This window comes from Nocardia asiatica NBRC 100129, from assembly GCF_000308415.1.
Taxonomy (GTDB): domain Bacteria; phylum Actinomycetota; class Actinomycetes; order Mycobacteriales; family Mycobacteriaceae; genus Nocardia; species Nocardia asiatica.
In genome coordinates this window covers 12,649-34,406 of record NZ_BAFS01000467.1, presented here as the reverse complement: position 1 = coordinate 34,406, position 21,758 = coordinate 12,649, and the positions used below count along the sequence as shown (strand labels likewise).

Genomic DNA, 21,758 nt, shown 5'->3' with positions numbered 1-21,758 from the left:
CGAGGGCGAGCCCGACACTACGGAGGTGGTCCCGACAGTCGCCCGGATCGCCACCGTGCCGTTGCCCGCCCGATATCGGTTGCCGGAGGCTCGCCGTAGAGCCACTCACGGGCCAGTCGATGCCAATTGTTGGTCGTTTCGAGCTGACCGAGCGCAGCGAAGGTGAACAACTCCGCCCGCCTGGAGAACACGTGCTCAGCCGGAAGCAGCTGATGCCGCATACCCCGGAATTCGTCCGCCCTCGGGTCGATGGCGAGCACCACCGCAGCGGTGGCGAGTTCCGGGGTGATCGTGATCTCCTCGTCGAGCAGATGCCAACCCGAGGCGGCCCAAACGTATTCCAGGCACTCCTGTGGTGTGACGCTGGCGTCCGGGTCGATGATGCCGCGGCCGACCCACGCTTGATACAGATCCTCGGCCCGCTGCTCCCCGGCGGCCAGCAGGGACGCACGCTCGAACTCGGCGTCCACAGGATTCATCCGGTAATAGAGCCCGAAATCCACGAAGGCGAGGCGACCGCCCCCGTCCAGAAGAATGTTGCCGGGATGCGGGTCACCGCAGAACTCGTAGTCGGAGAACAGGGAACCGATGTAGAAGCGGTAGATCAGTTCGCCGATCCGATCTCGGTCGGCCGCGGGCAGAGCCTGAATCTCCTGGAAGGATTTCCCTTCGACGAACTCTGTCACGAGAACGTGGTGCGTGCAGTGTTCGCCGACACTGTCGGGGACGGTGATGAAAGGATGTTCACGAAAGCGCGACGCGACTGCGTGCTGGGTCCGCGCTTCGCGCAGATAATCCAGTTCGCCGCCGATGTTGCGCGCGATCTCGTCCAGCACGGCGGCGTCGGCCGCGCTCGGCAGCACGGATCTCCACAGCTTGGCGAACAACTGCAAGTTACGCATGTCCGCCTGGACGGCCGCGTCCACACCGGGGTATTTCACCTTCACCGCGACCGTGCGCCCGTCATGCAACCTCGCCCGGTATACCTGGCCGATCGAGGCAGCGGCCACCGGTGTCTCCTCGAAATCGGCGAACACTCGCGACATCGGGCCGAGATCACTCTCGATGACCTTCCGCATCACCCTCAACGGAACTTCCGGTGCGCGATCTCGAAGTTCGGCGAGCTTCACTCTGAAGAGTTCACGGTGGGAATCGGGGACGAGGTCGACATCGAGAACCGACAGCATCTGGCCCAGTTTCATCGCCGCGCCCTTCATACCGCCGAGCACTGTGACCATTTGCTGCGCAGCTTGCAGCGTGGACCGCTCAGCGAGGATCCGCCGGGCTTCGTCGGGCCGACCGATCATGGACAACCGAGTCCCGACTCCACGCGCAGCCTGCCCCGCGACCAGTCGGCCCAGCCGACTGCCTCGTACCAGTCGACCTCTGGGCAGCTGACCGCCCGCCATCAGCACCTCCGTGGGCCAGCCCATGACCTATGTCGCGCGCCGGTGGTGTCGGCCGTTGCCGCAGCGCCGGCCGCCGATTCGACGGTCTAGCAACTTACAACAAGTGCCAGCGATATTCGACAGTAGAAGTCGAAGTGAGCAGAGCTCAGTTTTTACACGAGACAGGGACGTGCAATGCCGCAGCAGCCCCCTCGACAGCGTCGTCGCCCGACCCAGCAGCGCGCGAAGGAAACGAGGGAGCGGATACTCGACACCGCGGCGCGGTTGTTCGATCACCTCGGAATCGCTGGTACCTCGACGAACCGGATCGCGGCCGAGGCCGGGTTGAGCATCGGCACGGTCTATCGCTATTTCCCCGATCGGACCGCGATCGTCGATGAGCTGCTCGAGCGCCTTCTCGTGAACGCGGAGCGGCGCTTCACACACTGGGTGTCCGACTTGTCGCAGCGCCCACCTGCCCAGCTGCTCCCTTCGGTTCCGAAGGTGCTCACCGAGATGCTGGAGTTGTTCACCGAGGAATTGGTCGAGAACGCATATCTGCTGCGCGCGCTGGGCGACGGAGTTCGATCCCGAGGCAGCGGCATTACCGAGTTCGAACCGCGCCTGCGCCCGCTGGTCAAGGCGCTGTTGATCCAGCTCCTCGGTCGGGGAGACGATCACAAGTATGACGTGATGGCATACGTGCTGATCGATATCAGCTCCGCGGCGGTGCTGCGCACAACAGCCCGAGAAGTCGCCGATCACGAACGCCGCGAGGCTATCGCGATGACCGCTCAGATGATCGGCGCATGGCTAGAGGCTGAAGTACGAGCTGCGCAACGGACGTCACTACCCTGAGCCCCGCCGCCAGAACTGTGTCGGCGCGTCCTGCTAGTAGGCCGACGTCGGCTCTTCGCTGTGAGCGCCGCAAAAGATGAGCAACCGTCTCCCATGAGCGCCCGACAATTCCCATGACCGTCGTGACGAAGGGTTCTCCGCCGCATGTTGCCGCCGTGATTCGCCGGAATCGAGGGGTTGGGCAAAGAAGAGTGGAAGGTGAGTTCGCGATCCTCCTATCGTTGGACCCCGACCGATGAAGGGCCACAGGTCGAACGCGTTCGCCGTGGCAGTTGGGCCGCCTGGCGCGGCTGCCGACCGCGCCATCGGCCGGTAGAACCGCAGCAACCAGGCGGAAGGGAGTCGACGATGACAGCCAACGGGGCACTTCGAGGTGGATCGACCGTCTCGGGCAATCGGATGCCGATACCCACAGCAGGCATGCAGAGGGTGTCTCGGCAGGAGGTCGGGCGCTCTATCGACAACGTGGTGACCTGCGCCATGCTGCCCGGTGACGACGTCACCCGAACCTGCCTCGAATTGTCCGCCGGCATGCTGGACGGGAAGGATATTCCGGCGCAAACCGGCCGGCTGGCCGATGCGGCAACTGAGTGGGCCCGGGAAGGCGTGCCGATCGACACGGTCCTGCATTCCATCCATGCAGGATTGAAGCTCGGTATGGATCTCATCTTCTCGAATGTGCAAATGGAAGATCACGCCACCCTGGTGGACGGCGTGAAACTGGTCGTGGAAATGCTCGACATCATGAGCACGACGGTCGCCCGCGCCTATGTCCGTGAGCACAAGGCGGCGGTCAGTGAGCACCACACCGCGGTCCACACTCTGACCTCCGCGCTGCTGGGGGGATACACCACCGCCGCAATGGTCCGCGCAGACGGAGTAGGCATCGCCGAGGAGTATTCGGTACTGGCGGTAGATGTTCCGAAACATCCGGATGAGCAGCATCCGATGCTCGACGGCAGGGTCGTCGCCCGCCGCAAATTGCGTCGCCTGCAGGCCGAACTCGCTACCCGCTGCGGTGAGCACGCACTCGCGCTGCTCAGTGTGGACGGCGGAACGATCCTGATCCCGACTGCGACCCTGAGCGACGAGAGCCTCGACGAACTGCTCGTCCAGCTCTCGGCGGCGGCGCGCGTACCGGTGACAGCGGCCGTTGTCACCGCGTCGGCCACTGGGGTACCCGGTGCGGCCGACCGCGCTCACGAACTGCTCGACATGGTGCGGCGGCTGCGGTGTGCCCCCGCTCTGTACCGTTTCGCCGATATGGCGCTGGAATACCAGCTGACCCGGCCGGGGCCGGGGCGCGAAACTCTCGGGTCGCTGCTGGACCCCCTCGACGATCACCCCGATCTGCTTCGAACTTTGCGGAGCTATATCAGCAACAACCTGAATCGCCAACGCACCGCCCGCTCATTGCAGATCCACACCAACACCGTCGACTATCGGCTCAAGCGCATCAGCCAGCTCACCGAACTCGATCCCACTACCACGGCGGGTGTGTGGCAGCTACGTTCGGCCCTCATCGCCCGCACGTTCAGCAAACGCAGCCAACCCGACGCGCAGGCCGACGTCGTGTGAGCTGCCATTACGAATCTCGATCATTCGGGCACGGGCACTCGCCTCTTGTGGTGAGCAGGTTTGCGCGGTGCGAGTCGCTGAATATGACCCATGAGCAGCCGCGCGGCCAGTTACCCACTCCGGTGACCGGCAGTTATGGGTGGTCATCCGCCGCTTGTCGATGCCTTGATTTCGGCTTCGGCTCCCGCCGCGATCAGGCGGGCGGTCATGACGATGACTTCCTGGCGCTCGCCGGTGTCGGCGTCGAGTAGCGCGGCGCGGACCGCCGCCGCGAAACCGACGTTGATCAGAGCGAATGCCATCGCGTCGTGGCCATTTTCATCTCCAGGGCCGAGCACCCGGATCAGTAGAACTTTCAGCAGCGCGCGCAGGCGTGGTTCGAAGTGCGGGAGCGCGCTGTTGTAGTAGGCCAGCCCTCCCGCGAGCGCCCGCACCAGTGGGGCTTTGGTTACCAGTTCGTCGGTGATCGCCTCGAGAATGTTGACGGTCAGTTCCAGAACGGTTCTGCCGGTGGAATCGGACACACTGCGGATGAGGTGCTGCTCGATATTCTCGAGCAGCCTTTCCAGCAGTTCGTTCACCATTGCCGCGCGGTCGGTGAAGTGTCGGTAGACGGTATTGACGCTCACCCCGGCCTCGGCAGCGATCCGGTTGGTCGAAGTGTCGGCGATCCCGCGTTCTCCGAACAGGCGAGCGGCAGTATCGAGAATGTGCTCCCTGGTGACCTTCGCGCGTTCCTGTATAGGGCCACGAGTCGCCTTCTTCGGCGAGGTCACGTACCCGCTCCGGTATGCCGACTCGAGAGGCCGGGTACAGCGCGACTCGTCGGTGCACCGACTGTTTCGCGTTCGACCTGCCTCATGCCGAGTCCTGCGTACGTTCGAATTCGATCCACGCCGCGACCGCACGCGCGGTGACGGCGAGTGCCCGGCTACGTTGCTGGTCGTCGATCTCGAGCACCGCCGCGCGGAGCGCTGCCGCGATCCCGGTGTTGACCAACACTATGCTCATGATGTCGTACTTGTGGTCGTCGCCTGGGCCCAGCAGCTGGATGACCAGCACCTTGGCGAACAGGCGTAGACGGAGTTCGAGCTCGGGAATGCCGGTGTCATAGAACGAGACCCCGACCGAGAGCGCACGTATCAACTCCGCGTTCGCCACCAACTCATCGGTGATGACCTCCAAGATCGACCTCACCAGCACTGCGGTGGTTTGCTCCGCGAGACCGAACACACGATCGGTGAAGCGTTCTTCGGCACTTTCCAGCAGGCGCTCGATCAGCTTGTCCACCATGACCGTGCGATCGGTGAAGTACCGGTAGACAGTGCCGACGCTCACTCCGGCCTCGGCGGCGATCCGCTTGGTCGAAGTGTCGGCGATCCCGCGTTCTCCGAACAGGCGAGCGGCACTGTCGAGGATATGCTCACGCGTCGCCTTCGTACGTTCCTGTGTCGGACGACGGGGCCCACTGTACGGCGGCATGATCTCCTCCTGTCCGCTGTCGTTGGGAACCTTTGTCGTCGTCAACCCTACGGCCTGTACCAGCAGCCGCGGCCCGGAACGTTTACCGCACCGACCCGCACAGCCGCTACCAGTTGCGCGAACGCTCCCCGCCGAGCGAGCCGCAATGCACTTCCTCGCTTCCGGACTGCGAGCCGTTCGAATCGGCATCCGTCCTCGTGCAACTCGAGCCTGCGCGGCCCGGGTACGAATGCGCGGTGAAGAAGACGACAAACCCCGGCGGAGTACGGGCAGGCTGAGGTCGAGGAAGGCGCCACTGCGTAGGCTTCTACGCTGTCGAGTCTTCGACGCCTCCCGCTGCTGGGGTCTTGGCATGATGACAGGACGCAGAAGCGGCAACGGAGAGTGAGATGCGGTCCAGGACTCTATGGCTGGCAGCGCGAGCGCGCGACGGCCTGTTGTTGCTCGCAGCCTTGGGGTGGCTCGTCGCCGAGGCCCAGGTCACGGATGGTCCGACCACGATCCAAGGTTTCGTGGACACCCGGCACGTGTGGGACGGCCCCCGGTTTCGCAGCGATGCAACGATATTCCTGATCATCGTGATCGCGGTGGCGATCGGCGGTTGGCAGCTGTGGCGTGCGGGGCGAAGCACGCGCGGACGCCGCGGGCAGAATTTGGCGGCCGCGGCGATCGTCGGCGTCGTCGTATGGGCGGCGGCGATCACGGTGCTGCTGGCCGTGTGGGGCGTACTGGACAGCAGCGGATATATTCCGTTCGACGAGTTGCCATCGTCGCCCAGATATGGATTGCTACTGCTGTGGCTGGTCGCCGGAATACTGATCGGTGTGGCTGGTCTGACGACCGTCGTCACTCTGCCGACGGCCGTTCGCGAGGAAGTGCACGACGCCGAGCGATCCAGCGTTGCCCATGCGGTCGGCACGGTAGCGTTCGCGGCGGCGGGGGCACTGGTGTGCGCCGTGGTCGCCGTCGTCAGCGCGAAACCCGCCGGAGTGGTCGGCGCCGCGGCCGCCGCCGCCGAGCTGCCTGCGCCCACGTCGACGGCCCCGGTCCTGGATCTCACCAGGATCACCCTCGCCCGCCACTTCGGCGGTCCCGACAGCATCGGCGTGACCGCCTACGGTCTGTACACCACGCACGTCGGCCGGTTGACCGGCGTCGAACCGGGTACCGGCGCAACTCGCTGGTACGTCCGCCGTCCAGCGCTCCAGCCCGAGGTGAGCACCGCCGACGGGGGGCGTGTCCTCGTGGTCCGGTGGAGGAATGCGTACTGTGCCAACGATTCCTGCGCTGAGAGCCGAGTGCACGCTTACGCCGCCGACACCGGGCGGGAACTGTGGAGCCGCGACATCGGAAAGGTGCCGGACCGGCAGCTGGGCTGGTCGGAATATCCCGACTCGAGCCAGCCCAGCCCAGACCGATTGACGCGCAACAACCCTCGTACCGGGGAGCCGATGTGGACAGTCCACGCCCAGGCCCTCGGATGCGCACCCGACCGAGTTGTTTTCGGAAAGCTCGTGTGGACCGTCCGGGCCGGCGCGGTGCAGTTCGGCTGCGCGACATCGAATGCCGCCGACGTCTACGAGCCGAGGATCGTCGGTGCGCTGGACCCCGAATCGGGGCAATTGCTGTGGACCCGCACGTCGGTTCCCAACGAACAACTGACCCTTCCGAACGTCCCCGACGATCCGACCGACCCTGTCGCTACGGTCCTGCGAAGCGGTGCGGGGTCCGGTACCAAAACCCGCAATCTCGACATTCTGGACGCACGCACCGGCCAACCACTCGGTACCCAGAACCTCGGCGACGACACCGGGCCCGGCGCACCGCGCGCATATCCGCTGGCACGCGGCTATCAGTTGACGGTCACCGGCAACACCGCCCGTTTGACCGGGCCGGACGGGCGCGACCTGTGGACAGCGCCGATGCCTGCGCCGCTTCAGATCTCCGGCACATCGGGGACGTCCGGGCCTGCCTGGATCAGTGGCAACGCGCTACTCGTCACTGTCGGTACCGCGGATCGAAACTGGATCATCGCCTACGACCTCGCCGACGGTCGCTCCACCGTACTGGCCGGAGCCGATCCCACCGCGGCGGGAGATCGCCCACTGATCGATATTCCGGTCGGAACGACGCTCATCACCCAGCCGGACCCACCGCCATTCATCGTCGCTCACCTCTCGATCGCCCCTTGGGGAATATTGGCCTCCGGTAACAGCTGTCACCTGCTCATCCCGGCCCGCTGAACATCCCACCCGACGATTGCCACCAGCCGCTGCTGCTACCGATGGCTGTGTCAGCTGGTGACGGCGTCCTGGGCAGCCATCGAATACACCTAGCTCAGCGTCTGCAAGGCCGCCGCGTCGTACGGCTTCAGCTCGTCGATTCGCCCCGCCAGGACCTTGGACGCCCACTCCGGGTCCTGGAGCAGGGCGCGACCGACGGCGACCATGTCGAATTCGTCGCGCTCCAGGCGATCGAGGAGGTTGTCGAGGCTGCCGAGTTCGGCGCCCTCGCCCGTGAACGCACGGAGGAAGTCGCCGTCGAGGCCGACCGAGCCGACGGTGATGGTGGGCTTGCCGGTGAGCTTCTTGGTCCAGCCCGCGAGGTTCAGGTCCGAACCGTCGAATTCCGGGCGCCAGTAGCGACGGGTGGAAGCGTGGAAGACGTCCACACCGGCCGCGGCGAGCGGAGTGAGGATCGCCTCCAGCTCCTGCGGAGTCTCCGCGAGCCGCGCATGGTAGGCCTCCTGCTTCCACTGCGAGTAACGGAAGATCACCGGGAAGCCGGGCGAGACAGCCGCACGAACCGCGGCCACGACCTCGGCCGCGAACCTCGTGCGGGCCACGGGATCACCGCCGTAGACATCGTCACGGCGGTTCGTCCGCGCCCACAGGAACTGGTCGAGGAGGTAGCCGTGCGCACCGTGCAGTTCGACGCCGTCGAAGCCGATACGCTCGGCGTCCGCCGCGGCTTCGGCGAAGGCGCCGATCACGTCGTCCAGGTCACCCTGGGTCATCGCCTTACCGATGCCCTCGGTGCCGTCGAGGCGAATACCGGAGGGGCCGACGGCGGGCGCGTCAGGGTAGGGGGCGTCGCCGTGGTTGCGCACCATGCCGATATGCCACAGCTGCGGCACGATCGTGCCGCCCGCCGCGTGTACGTCCTCGGCGACCTTCGCCCATCCCGCCAACTGCTCTGCACCGTGGAACCGTGGCACTCGATCACTCTGCCCGGCGGACTCGTGGCCGACGTAGGTGCCCTCGGTGACGATCAGGCCCACACCGGCGGCGGCGCGGCGGGCGTAGTACGAGCGCACGTCGTCACCGGGAATGCCGCCAGGGGAGAACATGCGCGTCATCGGCGCCATCACGATGCGGTTCGGGACGGTCAGGCCGTTCAGGGTGACGGGCCGTGACAGGATCTCGGCCGTGCGGGACGCCTCGGACGCGGTGACGCTCACTGGATACCTCTCATCGTTAGTCGAGACTGTAGATGGTTGAGAACTTCAAGTAATGCGCAGACGATAGACATAAATATTTGAGATGGTCAAGTTTCTGCGGATAGGGTGGTTCTCATGGCAGAAGCTCCCCGTGTCGACACGGCCCAGCTCATGGAGCTGCTCTCGGTGGCGCTCGGCAGCTACTACGGCGACTTCACAGCCGCGGCGGCGAGTGAGAACCTCACGGCGAGCCAGGGCAAGACGCTGACCGTGCTACGCCGAGGGCCCGTCGCGATGCGCGCGCTGGCCGAGACCATGGCCTGCGACGCCTCCAACGTCACCGGGATCATCAACCGGCTGGAGAAGCGTGGCCTCGTGCGCCGGGAAGCCAGCACATCCGACCGGCGCGTCACCAATCTCGTCATCACGCCCGAGGGCGAGCGGGTAATCGATACGATCCGGGCGAAAATGCGCGCCACCCGAGACGGTTTGGACAGCCTCAGCGACGACGACCGGAATTGTCTGTACGTATTGCTGGAACGAGTTTTCGTCGCCCGGCCCGGCACCAGAGCGGACTCACCTGCGCCGGTCGCCGGTCGCTAGGCGGCAACGACACCGGTCCCCCGCCTGCACCGCGCAGCACACCACCGTGCGCGGCGACGAGCGACCACAATGCGCTCCACCGGCTCGGAACCCGCGAGTTCCTCGGCCTCGACCACGGGCCGTGGTGTGTCGTCCACTCGTCGGAGACGATGTTGGGAACCGCCGGCGGGGGTTGTTTGTCGCTTTTCAACTATCGCGAGTTGTCGATGGCATTGAACCGTCGGCGTGACCGGAACCGGAGCCACCTTGGTGGAACCGAACCACGTCGAGGGTGGATTGCCGCGCACCCTGGGTGCCCTTTCCGCCTGGTCCGGCGTCGATGAGGCTTGACGCGTCACCACGACAGCGGGACCGCCCCGTCACACGAAACGAAGGAGCACCTCACATGACGACCAACCAGCGCTCGACCCGCCGCGCCCACCGGTTCGCACGCGCCGTGGCGATCGCCGCGGCACCTGCCCTGCTGGGCGTGGGCCTGGTGACCGCCGGCGTCGCCCAAGCCTCTCAGGATCCCAACCTTCCAACCTGTCGCTGGCCCAATCTGGTGTGCGGTCCGCAGACCAATCTGACGCCCGGCGGTCAGACCAACCTCACCCCTGGCGGTCAGACCAACCTCACCCCCGGCGGCCCCCACCGGCCCCACTCCAGGCTGAACGACTAGTAGATCCGGCTCATGAACACCGCGCCGGAGTGCGGCCCCGCCACACGCGGCGGGGCCGCATTGATCGGCAGTGTGAGCCCGTGATTCCGGTTCAGTGATCCTCAGGTGACTACTCGATGTGGCGGCTTGCGAGGCCGTCGAGGATCAGGTCGAGGCCGTAGGTGAATTCGTCGGCGTAGGCGTAGCCCGGAAGCAGGGAGTGGCCGGTCATGAGTTCGGTGAAGTGCGGCTATTCGTCGGCGGGCATGGACTGCCGGATGCCGACGGCGACGCCGCCTATCCCTGCACCTTCGTCCCCACCAGCAGAACAACGATCTGCCTCATCGAACCCGGATATCTCGTCTTTGACCGTGCACTACATCCCGGTGTTGCCGCAGCAGCGTTCGTCCGCAGGTGCCCGATGATCCACGGCGAGCCCACCGGAAGAGTGGGATCGCGCTTCAGTATCTATTCGGAGGAATTCGCGAACGATCCGCATCGTGCCTATGCCGCCATGCGGGAGCGCTACGGTGACCTGGTTCCCATCGAGCTGGCGCCGGGAGTGCCGGCCACGTTGGTGATCGGCTACTCTGCCGCCCTTCGAATTCTCAATGATCCCGAGCGCTTTCCCGCGGACCCACGCAACTGGCAGAACAGCATCCCGGCTGATTCGCCGGTACGGCCGATGATGGAGTGGAACCCCACCGTGCTGCGCAGCAGTGGTGAACTGCACCAGCGCTATCGGCGGGCTCATGTGTACGCACTCGACGGAATAGATCTGCACCAGTTGCGCCATGATGTGGAACATATCGCCGTCCCACTCATCAACTCGTTCTGCGGATCGGGGAGGCCGATCTCGTCACTCAGTATGCGTTCCCGCTGGTTTTCGAAGTGCTCAACCGTTTGGTCGGATGCACCCCGGAGTTGGGGCAGCGGGTGGCGGCCGGGGTGGCAGCGCTTTTCGAAGGTCTCGACGCGGAATGGGGGATGAAACATCTCGCCGAGGCGTTGTTGGAGCTCATCATCGAGAAGCGAGCCGATCCGGGCGACGATGTCGCCTCGCGGCTGGTTCACCATTCGGCGGAACTCGACGATGAGGAAGCGCTGTTCAACCTGAGCACCATCTACGGCGCCGGCGTGGAACCGCAACAGAACCTCATCGTCAACACGCTGCTGTTGCTGATGACCGATGAACGATTCGGAGGGAGCATGCTCGGCGGTAGCCTGGCCACCCGAGATGCGCTGGACGAGGTGCTGTTCAACGATCCTCCGCTCGCGAACTTCTGCACCACCTATCCGCGTCAGCCGACCCTCGTGGACGATACGTGGCTGCCGGCCAATCAGCCGGTGCTGATCAGTCTGGCCGCGTGCAACAACGATCCGGCCATTCGGGGTGGTGACTTCGCGGGTAACCGATCCCACCTGGCCTGGAGTATCGGACCGCACGCCTGCCCGGCTCGGTCGCCGGCGTACGTGGTGGTCGAGGCCGCGATCGACCTTCTGCTCGACGCACTCCCGGAAATGGAGCTGGCGGTGCCGGTCGAAGAACTCGTCTGGCGCCCGGGACCGTTCCATCGGGCCCTGGCGGCACTGCCGGTCGTCTTTCCGGCGTCGCCGCCGCTGAACCTTGTGTAGGGAGCCGTTCGGCGGTGAATTCTCCAGGTGCTTCGGGATGTCGGCGAAGGCCGGGTGACGCCGTTCCGTCGAGGTGTCGAGGAGGTGATGGTGGTCGAGGTTGGGCCGTACAGCGCGTTTGTCGTGAACGGCGTCGGGCTGGAGCGGGCACCATTTCCATTGAGTTTCGCCGTACGCGCTGCCGGTGATTAGTGGATAGTCGATGCGACCGCAGCGCAGGCCGTCGAACTGGCCGACGTGTTGTCGGGCTCGGCCGGCGACACGGTCCTGGTGGTGGACCTGGCGACCAACAGCTTCCTCAATAGGTCGATGCGTCATCGGTCGACATACCCGATCCGGGCATCGTGATAGCGGAGACCTTGATCAATCGAAGTCCGTGCTTGATCGGGCGCTTCGGTGCTGTGTCGGAAGAATCCGTAACCGTGGACCTGTCGGCCATCTCCGAACGGTGGCGGCTCGGTCAGCGGCCTCCGGAACATATCGATTGCAGCGTGATCTACGACGTCGCGCAGCGGGGTTGGCTCCTTCGTCAACGGCGCAACCTTGGTACCGAATCGCCATAAGGCTCCAGGCGAGCGCTGGATTGCTCCTGGCGTCTTCTTGCTGAAGGTGCATGTGCGGTGCTCCGGAACATCCGACCAGCGGCAGATCGACCAGCTACACCGCGGTGCGAACGCTGCCGCGCCCTGGCCTGTACCGACGTCCTACTTCTTCAATCCGTCCAACGCCTTGCGGGCTTGGTTTTCGGCGATCGTGGCGAGTTCGCTACGGTTCGGCGGGGGTTCGCCTTTCGCGCGCAGGACGGCGACTTGCACTCGCACCGAGATATTGCTGTCCTGCGCGCCCACGATGTAGGTCATTCCGTTGCCGGTGTCCGTGGTCGCGGTATGCCAGTAGCCCTGGACGCCGATTCCGGTGATCTCGCCCGAGGCGCGCCCCGATCCGGCGGCGGTGTCGGTCTGTTTCCAAAGGTCGTAGGCGGGGGCGGCGCCGACGCCGGTGATCTGTGCTTGAAGGCTGATGCCCGCTTCGTCGACGGTGGCGTCGTCGGGGAGGGTCGAGGGGCTGATGAAGCGGATGGCGCAGTACAGGTTGCCGCCGTCGGCGGTACTCGGTGGATATTCCCGATGCTGAGGTGCTTCTTTCGGGGTGGACGACCACTTGTGCAACGGCGAGGGATCGACGAGATCGCACGAGTTGGTGATGCCACGGATCGAATAGGTGCCCTGCGCCGGTTCCCGGCGGGGTGGCGTGGTCGAAGCCGCTCGAGGCGAGGGTGAGGTGGTGGACGCGGTCGCGGCAGTGGCGGATTCGCTATCTCTGTCGCCGACGACGACACCGATGACTACACCGACAGTCAGCGCTGTCGCCAGGGCGAGAACCCCCGCAGCGATCAGACCAGTCCTGCGGCTTGCCTGCGGTGGGTAGGGTGGCCGTCCATATCCCCGACCAGGCGGGCCGTATCCGGTAGCGGGGTGGGCGGGGGTGGGCCCGGGCGGAGGTGTGTACCTGGCCGAGTCCGGGGCGGCCCAGCCGCCCGCTGACGGAACAGGTTGTGCTACAGCAGGATCGGCGCTTTCCGGCGTCGGCCGATCGTCAGGTCCGTGCTGGGAATCGGTCATCCCGTAGCCTTTCCGGTTCGCAACGGGCTCCCCGTCGACTCCGATCCGATCGTATTCCAGCCACGGTCGGTCGTCGGCGCAGTAATTACCGCTTCACACCAGTCGCCGGCCTCTACTTCTCACGCAGACCGTCCAGCGCCCTGCTCGCCTGCGACCTGGCGATCGAATCGAGTTCGTCCCGTCGCACGGCGGGAGAACCCTTCTCGCGCGTGAGCGATATTCTCACCCGCACCGAGACATTGCCGTCTTGCACACAGACGACGTAGGTCATGTCCGCGACGAGGTCTCCTCTGACTTCGGAGTACCAGTAGCCCTGCTCGCCGATTCCGATGACATCACCGGATTCCGACTCCGGCGCTGGTGTGGCGACGTCGGCGTGTTTCCAATGATCGTAGAAGGGTGGAGCCGTACCGCTCGTGAATTCGGCCTCGACGCTCATCGCGGCCTTGTTCAGAGAGAACTTGTCGACGGTCGCGCTGGTGTATTCGGCATCGCACTGCAGGCTGCCGCTTGCGTAAGCGGACGGCCGCGTTTCCTCATGCTTGGGAGTGCCTTTGGGCGTAGGCGACCACTTGGTCAGCGGCGTGGCATCGACAAGGTCGCAGGCGTTGGTGATCGTATCCATCGAATAAGTTCGGGTTTCGCCGGCAGTGGCCGAGGCACCGGTGAAATCACTGCTATGGTCACCACCGCTGAAGACGATGCCGATAACCACACCGAGCGCCAGCATCACCACCAGCCCGAGTACACCAGCGATGATCAGAACTGTTCTGCGGGTGCGAGTCGGTGGTGACGGATACGACGGTGCCGGACTGAACCCGTGGCCAGGGGGCACGGCCCGGCCGCCGACTGGCGGATCGGATTGCTGCGCAGCGGGATGCACGCCGCCCGGCACAGGCGGCCGACCGCCAGGCCCGTGCTGGGAACCGGTCACCTTGTACCCCCTCGATTTCGCAACGGACTCTCCGTCGCATGGCAACTCTGAGCGGATGATATTCCCGCCACCGCCGTCACGGGCAGTGGCGGTCGCTCTGGGCACGTTGGCGTCTGGGCAACATCCACCGCTGGCAGCGGCAGTTCCAGGCTTCCGCCAAGTCGGTCCAGCTCGCAGGCGGACAGCCCGCCCATGCCGGTGTTATCGGTTCACGGCGAATCTTGTGCGATCGCCCGGCCCGCCTGTGCAGCTGGACTTTTGGTCGCGCATCACCATCTGGCGAACGTCGATCACCGGCCGCGGACGTGCCGTCGCAGACGCACGCTGTCGTCTTGGATCCCTGGGATGTGCCGTCGGCGCGGGCGGTGGCAGCGGCTTACGGTGTCGAGGTGCGGCAATTGCCGCGCCGTGGGATCGAGCCGGTCACGACCGTGACACTGCTGCTGATCGGTGCGGCGGCCGCCGTCGGCGCGGTATTGCACATCTTGGAGCAGCGCAAAGGCGGTCAAGTGATCGACTTGCGGCCGGGCTCGCCGAAGGCGTTCTACCGCACCCGGATGTCGTGTACGGCACCGTCGTGGTCAGCACCGTCGACGGCAAGGTGACCGTGGAGGTCCGGGAGCCGGAAGGCATGTTCGGCAAGGTGATATCGACCCTGCCGCAGTTGCTTTCCAGCGGCGGCAGCACGGAGGAGGTCACTCGAACAGTGACCGAAAGGTTCGGCGCGGACATCGCGATAGCGAATAGGCATCCGAGCGCCCCGGCGCCAACGTGCAGTGCGTGTGACCGGATGCCGCGTAATCGCATCGCCTGGGTTCTCAGTACGTCGACCTCGCAGCCTGGCGAGGTGGGGTCGAAGCCGTGCTCGATCAGCCAGCGGACACCCAGCAGGCTTCGCAACGACCACCATGCGCGGATCACGTCGATGTCGACGTCGGTGCCGTATCCGGCGACGACGTCGCCGAGGCGCTCCTCGTGCCCGAGCGTCAGGGTGGCGAGGTCGTACAAGGCATCGCCCTGGCCCGCCTCGGACCAGTCGATCACGCCGGTGATCTCGTCACCGGTGACGAATACGTGGCCGACTTGCAGATCGCCGTGCGTGAACACCGGGGCCCACGGCCTGAGCGCGGCCTCGGCGGCTTGGCGGTTGCGTACGACCAGGTCGGCGGGAAGGACGTCGTTCGTTACGAGCCACGCGCATTCGACGTCGAGCTGCGCCGTCAACTCGGCGAGGCCCCGGCCGCTGTGGCCGGGCCATGGCGGCAGCGGTGCGTTGTGCAGCATCCGTATGGCGGCACCGGCGGCGGCCCATGCCGCCGGCGACGCGGCCGACGGCTCGCCGAGGCGGCCGAGTGCCCTTCCTGGGAGGGCGGCGAGCGCGAGCACAGGCGGTCTGCGCCACAGGATCTCCGGGGTCGGGATCGGCGCCCTGGCCATCGCTTCGACCTCGGCGTCGGTGCGCGTCTGATCGGCATCGATCTTCAGGAATACGTCACCGGCGCGTAGGGTCACGCGCTCCTGATGGGCGACGATGACCTCGACCTCTTCCACGCTGGAGATTGTCGTGGCGGTGAGCACCGATGTCGCGTGGTTTTGCGTAGCAGGTGACGCTGTACCGCGCTCGGCGTTGTTTCGGCCGGGCGCATGCGCACCCCGTTCAACTGCTGACCGTAAGAGGCGACGTGGGGATCGTAGAGAGCGAGCACCCGCGCCTGGTCGCGGCGGCCGCACGCCCCGCCACGATCCGGCCCCGATTCACCGTAGCGCCGGACATGCGTAGCGGCCGGTAGCTGGTGGGCCCGAGCTGGGCCAGTTGGGCGGCGGAGGACTCGCCGCAGTCGGTCTGACAGGCACAACCGACCGCTGATTTCTGCCCCCCGGAGCGGTACGGAGCACGGCCGACGCCGACTGGGCTGCGCTAGCGGATCAGAGCTCGGCGACCAGTCCCGCGGCGGCTTCGATCGCCGCGGCCTCGTGCTCGAGAAGGACATCACCACCCTGCGTCGAGACGATCGGCGTGTACGGGTCGTCCACGTATTCTTCACCGAGCAGCTCGCGCAGCACCGCGACCCCGCAGAACGGAACATAGTGCGGGCTGTAGCCACCTTCTTGCACGAAGGCGATACGGCCCGCACAAGTTCCGTCCGCGATCTCCAGCATCCGGCGGGTCAGGTGCCGGAAGCCGGCGCTGGTGACCATCTGCCGAGCCAGCGGATCGAGGATGCTCGCGTCGAAGCCCGACGCCACGAGGATCAGTTCCGGCGCGAACGCCCGCAGCGCCGGCTCCACCACTCGGTCGATCGCATGCGAATACGCGGCGTCGCCGCTGCCCGGCGGTAGCGGCACATTGATCGCGTAACCGTATCCGTCGCCCGCGCCACGCTCCTCCCGGTAACCGGACTCCGGCGGGAAACAAAGGTGCTGGTGGATCGAGATGGTCAGCACCGAAGGGTCCTCGTACCAGATGTCCTGGGTGCCGTTGCCGTGGTGTACATCCCAGTCGACCACGGCGATGCGCCGCACACCGAGAACGTCTTTCGCGTAGGCGGCGGCCACGGAGACGTTGTTGAAGATGCAGAAGCCCATGCCGGTAGCACGGGTCGCGTGGTGCCCCGGCGGATTGACCAGCGCGTAACCATTGTCGACCGTACCGTCGAGCACTTGCTGGACGAGCGCGATGGCGCCGCCCGCCGAAAGCGCGGCGATCTCGTATCCACCCCTGCCGAAGGACGAGACACCATCGCCGGCGTCTCCGCCTTTTGGTAGCAAGCTCTCGGCCTTGATCCGCTCCAGATGCTGCGCCGTGTGCACTCGCAGTATGTCGGCCTCGGTGGCGGGCACCGCTTCGATCGGACGCAACTTCTCCAACAAGCCGGAGACCGCGACCAATTCGTGGAACCGTCGTTTGGTATCGGGGTGCGCGAGGTGGTGGCCGATCGGCTGGAGACCCACCGTGACGTCGGACGGGAACAGGCTTCCGCTGCCCGTGTCGGCCCACCCGTAGAGGGTGTTCCACACGTATCCAGTTGTCATGGTGACTCCTAGCAGTCAGCGGACCACCACACCGTCCGCTCGTTCCGATCTTGGTCTCGAGGGTGACCGGCCCCATTAGAAGCACAGCAGCGACCACTCCGCAACCGGAGCGATCGCCACCGGTGGCGGCAAACTTTCCAGTGGCGGGGAGGCGTTCGATCGGGCCGCCAAGCGCTAGGCAGCGGTGCGGTCGGCACTAGGATGACGATGTGCAGCGCGCTGCAGTGACCGAGCCTTCGCGTGTTGTGGTTCTCGGGTCCGGGTTTGCGGGTCTCTGGGCGGCGCTAGCGGCGGCCCGGAGGCTCGACGAGCTCGGTGTGGGGGTCGGAACCGTCGATGTCACGATGATCAGTGCCACGCCGTATCACGACATCCGCGTGCGTAACTACGAGACCGATCTGAGCACATCCCGCATCCCGCTCGGCACTCTTCTCGATCCGGTCGGAGTAGAGCACATCATCGGCGAAGTGACGGCGATCGATGCTGTGGCGCGGGTCGTGGAATCCACCGCGGGCGCTCACAGCTACGATCGGCTGGTGCTGGCGTTGGGCAGCCAGGTGGTCAAGCCCGATATCCCGGGCCTGCGGGAGTTCGGTTTCGACATCGATACCCATGACGCGGCGACCAGTTTGCACGCTCACCTGAGCCGGCTTGCCGAGGGCCCCGCCGACCCGGCGGCCGCGACAGTAGTCGTCGTCGGAGCGGGTTCGACGGGGATAGAAGAGGCGACGGGGATGCCCGCGATGCTCGCCGACGCCTTTGCCCCGCGTGCCGTCGCGCCGCGGGTCATACTGATCGACCGCAATCCGTTCGTCGGCTCGGACATGGGCGCATCGGCGCGACCGGTCGTCGAGGCGGCGCTGGCATACACCGGGATCGAGACCAAGTTGGGCGTCGGGGTCGTCGCCATCGACGAGCGCGCCGTGACGCTCTCCTCGGGTGAAGTGGTGCCCGCCGCCACTGTCGTCTGGTGCGCCGGCATGCGGGCCAATCCGCTGACTGCGGACTTCGGGGTCGACTGTGACCGGCTGGGTCGACTCCCCGTCGACGACTATCTACGGGTCCGCGGTGTGCCCGGGGTATTCGCCGCCGGCGACGTCGCCGCCGCGAGAATGGACGACGAGCACGTGTCGGTGATGTCCTGCCAGCACAGCCGCCCGATGGGCCGTTGGGCCGGATACAACGTCATCGGCGATCTTCTGGGCAAGCCCGTGAAGCCGTTGCGGATCCCTTGGTATGTCACGGTTCTCGATCTGGGACCGGCAGGAGCAGTGTATACCGAGGGATGGGAGCGCCACGTGGTCGCGTGCGGCGAGAAGGCCAAAGACACCAAGCGCGCCATCAACACCCGGCGCATCTATCCTCCGTTGAACCGCGACCGCGACGCATTGCTGGCCGCCGCCGCGCCAGAACCGCAGGCCGCACCCGAACACGGACACTAGTCCGCCGGGCAGCAGGTTCTCGCAGCTGCCCGCTGGATGCTGTCCCGGTCGGGCCCGCTGCTGGCTCGTTGCTCTTGATGTGGATCAGCAGCGACTTCGTGGCGAAGGCGGCGAGCACTTCGTCGAGCGTAGGCACGAGACCGACGCCCTTCCCATGGTCTACCCGAGCGCACCAATCGCGGCGCGGGCAGCCTCGGCGACGAGAGGGTTGTCGGCTTCGGCGTTCTGCTCGAATTTCGTGGACAGCACGGCGATGACGAGCGGGGCGCGTCCGGGCGGCCAAGCGATCGCGACGTCGAGCGCGCCGCCGTAAGCGGGGCTGCCGGTCTTGTCGCCGACGGTCCAGTCGGCGGGCAGTGCGGCACGGATGCGCGCGCCCCCCGTCTTGGCGGCGACCAGCCACGACTTCAATCGCTCTCGCTCGGGTTCGGCGAGAATGTCGCCGAGGACGAGGTTACGGTAGTCGGTGGCGAGGGCGGCGGCTGTGGTGGTGTCCCGTTCGTCGCCGGGAATGGCGGTGTTCAACTCGGGCTCCCAGCGGTCCAAGCGGGAGACGGTGTCGCCGATGGACCGCAGGAACGCGGTGAAGCCTTCCGGGCCGCCGAGAAGTTTCAGCAGCTGGTTGCCCGCGGTGTTGTCGGACAGGGTGATCGTGGCATCGCACAACTCGGCGACGGTCATGCCGGTGTCGACGTGTTTCTCCGTCACCGGCGAGTTGGCGACGAGTTCGGACCGGGAGTAGTGGATCACCTGATCGAAGTAACCCGTTGCCAGAGGATGGTCACGCAGGAGAGCCCCGCACGCGAGACCTTTGAACGTGGACGCGATCGGGAATCTCTCCCCGTCTCGATGGACAACGGTGCGGCCGGTGCCGCTGTCGATCGCGTACACACCCAGCCGTGCGGAGTGTGTCGTCTCCAGTTCGGCGAACGACGAAGTCAGGGCCGCGGATGGGGTGTTCGAGGCCGCCGGCGCACCGGCGCCGGACCCGCACGCGGCGGTGGCGAGTGACAGCGCGGACACCGCCACAGTGGCGAGGAACCGGCGACGACCGAGCGGGGAACGGTGAGCAAAGTCAGAAATGGTCACTGCCGCACCACATCATCGACGCCGCCGCCGCCGCCAATATCCGGCCCCGGCGTGGGCGAGTCGACTTGGATATCGTCGCAGGTTCGCCCGCGGTTCGGCGCCGGTGGGAGTGCTCGGCGGGACAGCGGAACCGATGTTCGCGAATCCGCTGGTTCAATGACCGCATGGATCTGATCCGGCACCTTCGGTTCTTCGTCTCCATCGCGGAAGAAGGACACTTCGGCAGGGCGGCGGCCGCGCTGGACATGACCCAGCCACCGCTGTCGCAGGGACTTCGGCGGCTCGAACGGCATCTCGGCGTCGACCTCATCCACCGCACCCGGCAAGGGGCCGTGCTCACGTCGGCCGGTCTGCAACTGCTCCCGCGCGCTCGGCTGCTCGTAGACGACGCGGAGCGCCTCCTCGCCGAGTCGCACCGCATCGCGAGTGCCCACGGCGCCGTGCACTGGGGCGCGACCGCGGCGTTGCCCGACCGGGTGGTCACGGCGTGTGTGGGCGCGCTGCGCGCAGCGGTCGTCCCGGATACCGCAGTGTCCACGACGGTGGGCGCCAGCGTCGACCTGGTCGCCGACGTGCGCTCCGGACTGTGCGACGTCGCCGTGGTCGAGCATCCCGCGCTGGTCGACGGTGTCGAAGTTCGCCCGGTCGTCAGGATGCCGCGGTGGCTCGTGGTGCCGTCGGATCATCGCAGTGCCGGCGCCGAACGTCCCACTTTCCCCATGCTCGCCGGACTGAGTTTCGCCTGTCCGCCGCGCGCCACCAATCCTCCCGCCTTCGACACCGTTGTGGATCTTCTGCGCGAACGGGGCCTTGACGCACCGATCGTCCCCGCGCCCGACGACCGGACTGTTTTCGCGGCGGTGGCGGCCGGAACGAGCTTCGGGCTCACCGCCGTGCCTCCGTCGTCCGCGCCCGGCGTGACCTGGCTGCGCATCGCACCACAGGCGGTCGCCCTGCGAGTTCGCGTCGTGTACCGTCCGGGCGCTGATGCCCATGCCGATGCCGTCGACCGGGTGCTGTATCGGGAGCGGCTGCGATGAGCACCGCCGAGGGCAGGATCCGCGCCGTGTTCGCCGACGCGGGCTGCAGCGGCTGGCTGCACGCCCGCCGGTGCGACGGCTCCGCGACCGAGATCTCCGTGGGCGGCGCCGAGCGGGTGGTGCTCGCGTCGGTGTACAAATTGCCGCTCTTCGTCGCGTTCTGCCGCCTCGTCGACGCCGGGCGCCTCGATCCTGCCACCCGGCTGACGGTGACACCGTCCGATTGCACGCCGGGGCCCACCGGTATCGCCGTCATGCGCGACCCGGTGACCATGAGCCTGCGCGACCTCGCGACGTCGATGATGACCGTCTCCGACAACGCCGCAGCCGATGTCCTGCTCGGCGCGACGGGCCTCGGTGCGGTGGAGGATTTGCTGAACGATCTGGGCCTCACCCACACCCGAATCGTGGGCGGCACCGCCGACCTGCACCGCAGCCTCGTCCGCGACACCGACACCCACACCACCGCCGAAGCGTTCGCCGTGCTCGCCGAGAACGACGACGCATGGTCGGTGTCGGCGTACGATCCGTCGTACACGAGCGCGACGACACCGGAGGAAATGACTCGTCTGCTGCGCGCACTGTGGAGCGGCGCGGTGCTGTCCGACGAGCAGACCGAATTCGTGCGCACCGTCATGCGCCACCAAGTCTGGCCGCACCGCGTCACCGCCGGATTTCCCTACCGCAGTGTGTCGGTCGCAGGCAAAACCGGAACCATCGGGGTCATCCGCAACGAGGTAGCGGTCGTCGAATTTCCCGGCGAGCACCCCGTCGCGGTCGCGATATTCACCCGGGCGGCCCGCGCGGATCCGCACCTGCCCGTTGTCGACGCCGCCATCGCTGAAGCCGCCCGCATCGCCGTCACCGAACTCCGCCTCCCCTTACCGCAAGGGTGACGCTCACAACTCAGCGCGCACATTTTTCCGATGTCTCCGCCGGTACAGCGGCTGGCTCACCGGTGCCTCACTTGCCAGG

The 21,758-nt window shown here is 66.3% G+C and carries 17 protein-coding genes and 2 pseudogenes; 9 read left to right on the top strand and 10 right to left on the bottom strand.

The features are described 5' to 3' along the window. Positions 1 to 17: 17 nt before the first annotated feature. Positions 18 to 1,409, bottom strand: a complete 1,392-nt coding sequence (locus ON27_RS36840; RefSeq protein WP_043738341.1) for an ABC1 kinase family protein — start codon at positions 1,407 to 1,409, stop codon at positions 18 to 20. A 174-nt stretch (positions 1,410 to 1,583) separates the two neighbouring features. Between ON27_RS36840 and ON27_RS36835 the strand changes: the two genes are divergently transcribed. Continuing rightward, positions 1,584 to 2,246 (top strand): TetR/AcrR family transcriptional regulator, encoded by a 663-nt coding sequence (locus tag ON27_RS36835; protein ID WP_043738295.1) that lies wholly within the window; start codon positions 1,584 to 1,586, stop codon positions 2,244 to 2,246. Between the two features lie 420 nt (positions 2,247 to 2,666). Next, complete coding sequence (locus tag ON27_RS36830) at positions 2,667 to 3,824, top strand: PucR family transcriptional regulator (protein ID WP_245560538.1); 1,158 nt, start codon at positions 2,667 to 2,669, stop codon at positions 3,822 to 3,824. A gap of 143 nt (positions 3,825 to 3,967) precedes the next feature. Here ON27_RS36830 and ON27_RS36825 read toward each other — a convergent pair whose 3' ends face one another. The 3 genes and pseudogenes from ON27_RS36825 to ON27_RS45250 form a co-directional block, all read right to left on the bottom strand. Beyond that, on the bottom strand, positions 3,968 to 4,600 hold the full coding sequence (locus ON27_RS36825) for a TetR/AcrR family transcriptional regulator (RefSeq protein WP_043738289.1): 633 nt from the start codon (positions 4,598 to 4,600) through the stop codon (positions 3,968 to 3,970). An 82-nt stretch (positions 4,601 to 4,682) separates the two neighbouring features. Next, the gene (locus ON27_RS36820; protein WP_245560539.1) at positions 4,683 to 5,117 is read right to left on the bottom strand and encodes a hypothetical protein; all 435 of its coding nucleotides are present in this window, start codon (positions 5,115 to 5,117) and stop codon (positions 4,683 to 4,685) included. A 6-nt stretch (positions 5,118 to 5,123) separates the two neighbouring features. Continuing rightward, positions 5,124 to 5,306 (bottom strand): annotated as a pseudogene (locus ON27_RS45250) (TetR/AcrR family transcriptional regulator); the annotation flags it as partial. A 389-nt stretch (positions 5,307 to 5,695) separates the two neighbouring features. Here ON27_RS45250 and ON27_RS36815 point away from each other — a divergent pair. Further along, positions 5,696 to 7,549 carry an outer membrane protein assembly factor BamB family protein gene (locus ON27_RS36815; protein ID WP_083888087.1) on the top strand — a complete coding sequence of 618 codons (1,854 nt, stop codon included), beginning with the start codon at positions 5,696 to 5,698 and terminating at the stop codon, positions 7,547 to 7,549. An 89-nt stretch (positions 7,550 to 7,638) separates the two neighbouring features. Here ON27_RS36815 and ON27_RS36810 read toward each other — a convergent pair whose 3' ends face one another. Next, entirely contained in the window at positions 7,639 to 8,766 is a 1,128-nt protein-coding gene (locus ON27_RS36810) for an NADH:flavin oxidoreductase (RefSeq protein ID WP_043738280.1), read from the bottom strand. A 114-nt stretch (positions 8,767 to 8,880) separates the two neighbouring features. Between ON27_RS36810 and ON27_RS36805 the strand changes: the two genes are divergently transcribed. The 3 genes and pseudogenes from ON27_RS36805 (at position 8,881) to ON27_RS36795 (ending at position 11,623) form a co-directional block, all read left to right on the top strand. After that, complete coding sequence (locus tag ON27_RS36805) at positions 8,881 to 9,348, top strand: MarR family winged helix-turn-helix transcriptional regulator (protein ID WP_051047441.1); 468 nt, start codon at positions 8,881 to 8,883, stop codon at positions 9,346 to 9,348. 385 nt (positions 9,349 to 9,733) lie between these two features. Next, positions 9,734 to 10,009: a hypothetical protein gene (locus ON27_RS36800; RefSeq protein ID WP_043738274.1), complete on the top strand. Its 276-nt coding sequence runs from the start codon at positions 9,734 to 9,736 to the stop codon at positions 10,007 to 10,009. Positions 10,010 to 10,409: 400 nt separating this feature from the next. Further along, positions 10,410 to 11,623 (top strand): annotated as a pseudogene (locus ON27_RS36795) (cytochrome P450 family protein). Between the two features lie 704 nt (positions 11,624 to 12,327). Here the strand turns inward: ON27_RS36795 and ON27_RS36785 are convergent. The 4 genes from ON27_RS36785 to ON27_RS36770 form a co-directional block, all read right to left on the bottom strand. After that, on the bottom strand, positions 12,328 to 12,792 hold the full coding sequence (locus ON27_RS36785; protein ID WP_043738268.1) for a hypothetical protein: 465 nt from the start codon (positions 12,790 to 12,792) through the stop codon (positions 12,328 to 12,330). Between the two features lie 565 nt (positions 12,793 to 13,357). Next, on the bottom strand, positions 13,358 to 13,981 hold the full coding sequence (locus ON27_RS36780) for a hypothetical protein (RefSeq protein ID WP_043738266.1): 624 nt from the start codon (positions 13,979 to 13,981) through the stop codon (positions 13,358 to 13,360). 621 nt (positions 13,982 to 14,602) lie between these two features. Further along, complete coding sequence (locus tag ON27_RS36775; RefSeq protein WP_218003109.1) at positions 14,603 to 15,730, bottom strand: phosphotransferase family protein; 1,128 nt, start codon at positions 15,728 to 15,730, stop codon at positions 14,603 to 14,605. 375 nt (positions 15,731 to 16,105) lie between these two features. Beyond that, entirely contained in the window at positions 16,106 to 17,212 is a 1,107-nt protein-coding gene (locus ON27_RS36770; protein WP_043738264.1) for a histone deacetylase-like amidohydrolase, read from the bottom strand. 224 nt (positions 17,213 to 17,436) lie between these two features. Here ON27_RS36770 and ON27_RS36765 point away from each other — a divergent pair, with 224 nt between their 5' ends. Next, positions 17,437 to 18,654, top strand: a complete 1,218-nt coding sequence (locus ON27_RS36765) for an NAD(P)/FAD-dependent oxidoreductase (RefSeq protein ID WP_043738262.1) — start codon at positions 17,437 to 17,439, stop codon at positions 18,652 to 18,654. A 159-nt stretch (positions 18,655 to 18,813) separates the two neighbouring features. On the opposite strand, the gene bla is transcribed toward ON27_RS36765, so the two are convergent. Then, on the bottom strand, positions 18,814 to 19,737 hold the full coding sequence (gene bla / locus ON27_RS36760) for a class A beta-lactamase (RefSeq protein ID WP_043738335.1): 924 nt from the start codon (positions 19,735 to 19,737) through the stop codon (positions 18,814 to 18,816). Between the two features lie 170 nt (positions 19,738 to 19,907). Here bla and ON27_RS36755 point away from each other — a divergent pair, with 170 nt between their 5' ends. Continuing rightward, entirely contained in the window at positions 19,908 to 20,783 is an 876-nt protein-coding gene (locus ON27_RS36755; RefSeq protein ID WP_043738259.1) for a LysR family transcriptional regulator, read from the top strand. Beyond that, positions 20,780 to 21,679: a serine hydrolase gene (locus ON27_RS36750; RefSeq protein WP_043738255.1), complete on the top strand. Its 900-nt coding sequence runs from the start codon at positions 20,780 to 20,782 to the stop codon at positions 21,677 to 21,679. Before ON27_RS36755 ends, ON27_RS36750 begins: the two co-directional genes overlap by 4 nt. Positions 21,680 to 21,758: the final 79 nt, after the last annotated feature.

Excerpts from the sequence above, each read along its gene's own strand:
- ON27_RS36840 (WP_043738341.1), bottom strand. The coding sequence starts at position 1,409 with ATGGCGGGCGGTCAGCTGCCCAGAGGTCGACTGGTACGAGGCAGTCGG.
- ON27_RS36835 (WP_043738295.1), top strand. The coding sequence starts at position 1,584 with ATGCCGCAGCAGCCCCCTCGACAGCGTCGTCGCCCGACCCAGCAGCGC.
- ON27_RS36830 (WP_245560538.1), top strand. The coding sequence starts at position 2,667 with ATGCAGAGGGTGTCTCGGCAGGAGGTCGGGCGCTCTATCGACAACGTG.
- ON27_RS36820 (WP_245560539.1), bottom strand. The coding sequence starts at position 5,117 with ATGGTGGACAAGCTGATCGAGCGCCTGCTGGAAAGTGCCGAAGAACGC.
- ON27_RS36815 (WP_083888087.1), top strand. The coding sequence starts at position 5,696 with ATGCGGTCCAGGACTCTATGGCTGGCAGCGCGAGCGCGCGACGGCCTG.
- ON27_RS36805 (WP_051047441.1), top strand. The coding sequence starts at position 8,881 with ATGGCAGAAGCTCCCCGTGTCGACACGGCCCAGCTCATGGAGCTGCTC.
- ON27_RS36800 (WP_043738274.1), top strand. The coding sequence starts at position 9,734 with ATGACGACCAACCAGCGCTCGACCCGCCGCGCCCACCGGTTCGCACGC.
- ON27_RS36770 (WP_043738264.1), bottom strand. The coding sequence starts at position 17,212 with ATGACAACTGGATACGTGTGGAACACCCTCTACGGGTGGGCCGACACG.
- ON27_RS36755 (WP_043738259.1), top strand. The coding sequence starts at position 19,908 with ATGGATCTGATCCGGCACCTTCGGTTCTTCGTCTCCATCGCGGAAGAA.
- ON27_RS36750 (WP_043738255.1), top strand. The coding sequence starts at position 20,780 with ATGAGCACCGCCGAGGGCAGGATCCGCGCCGTGTTCGCCGACGCGGGC.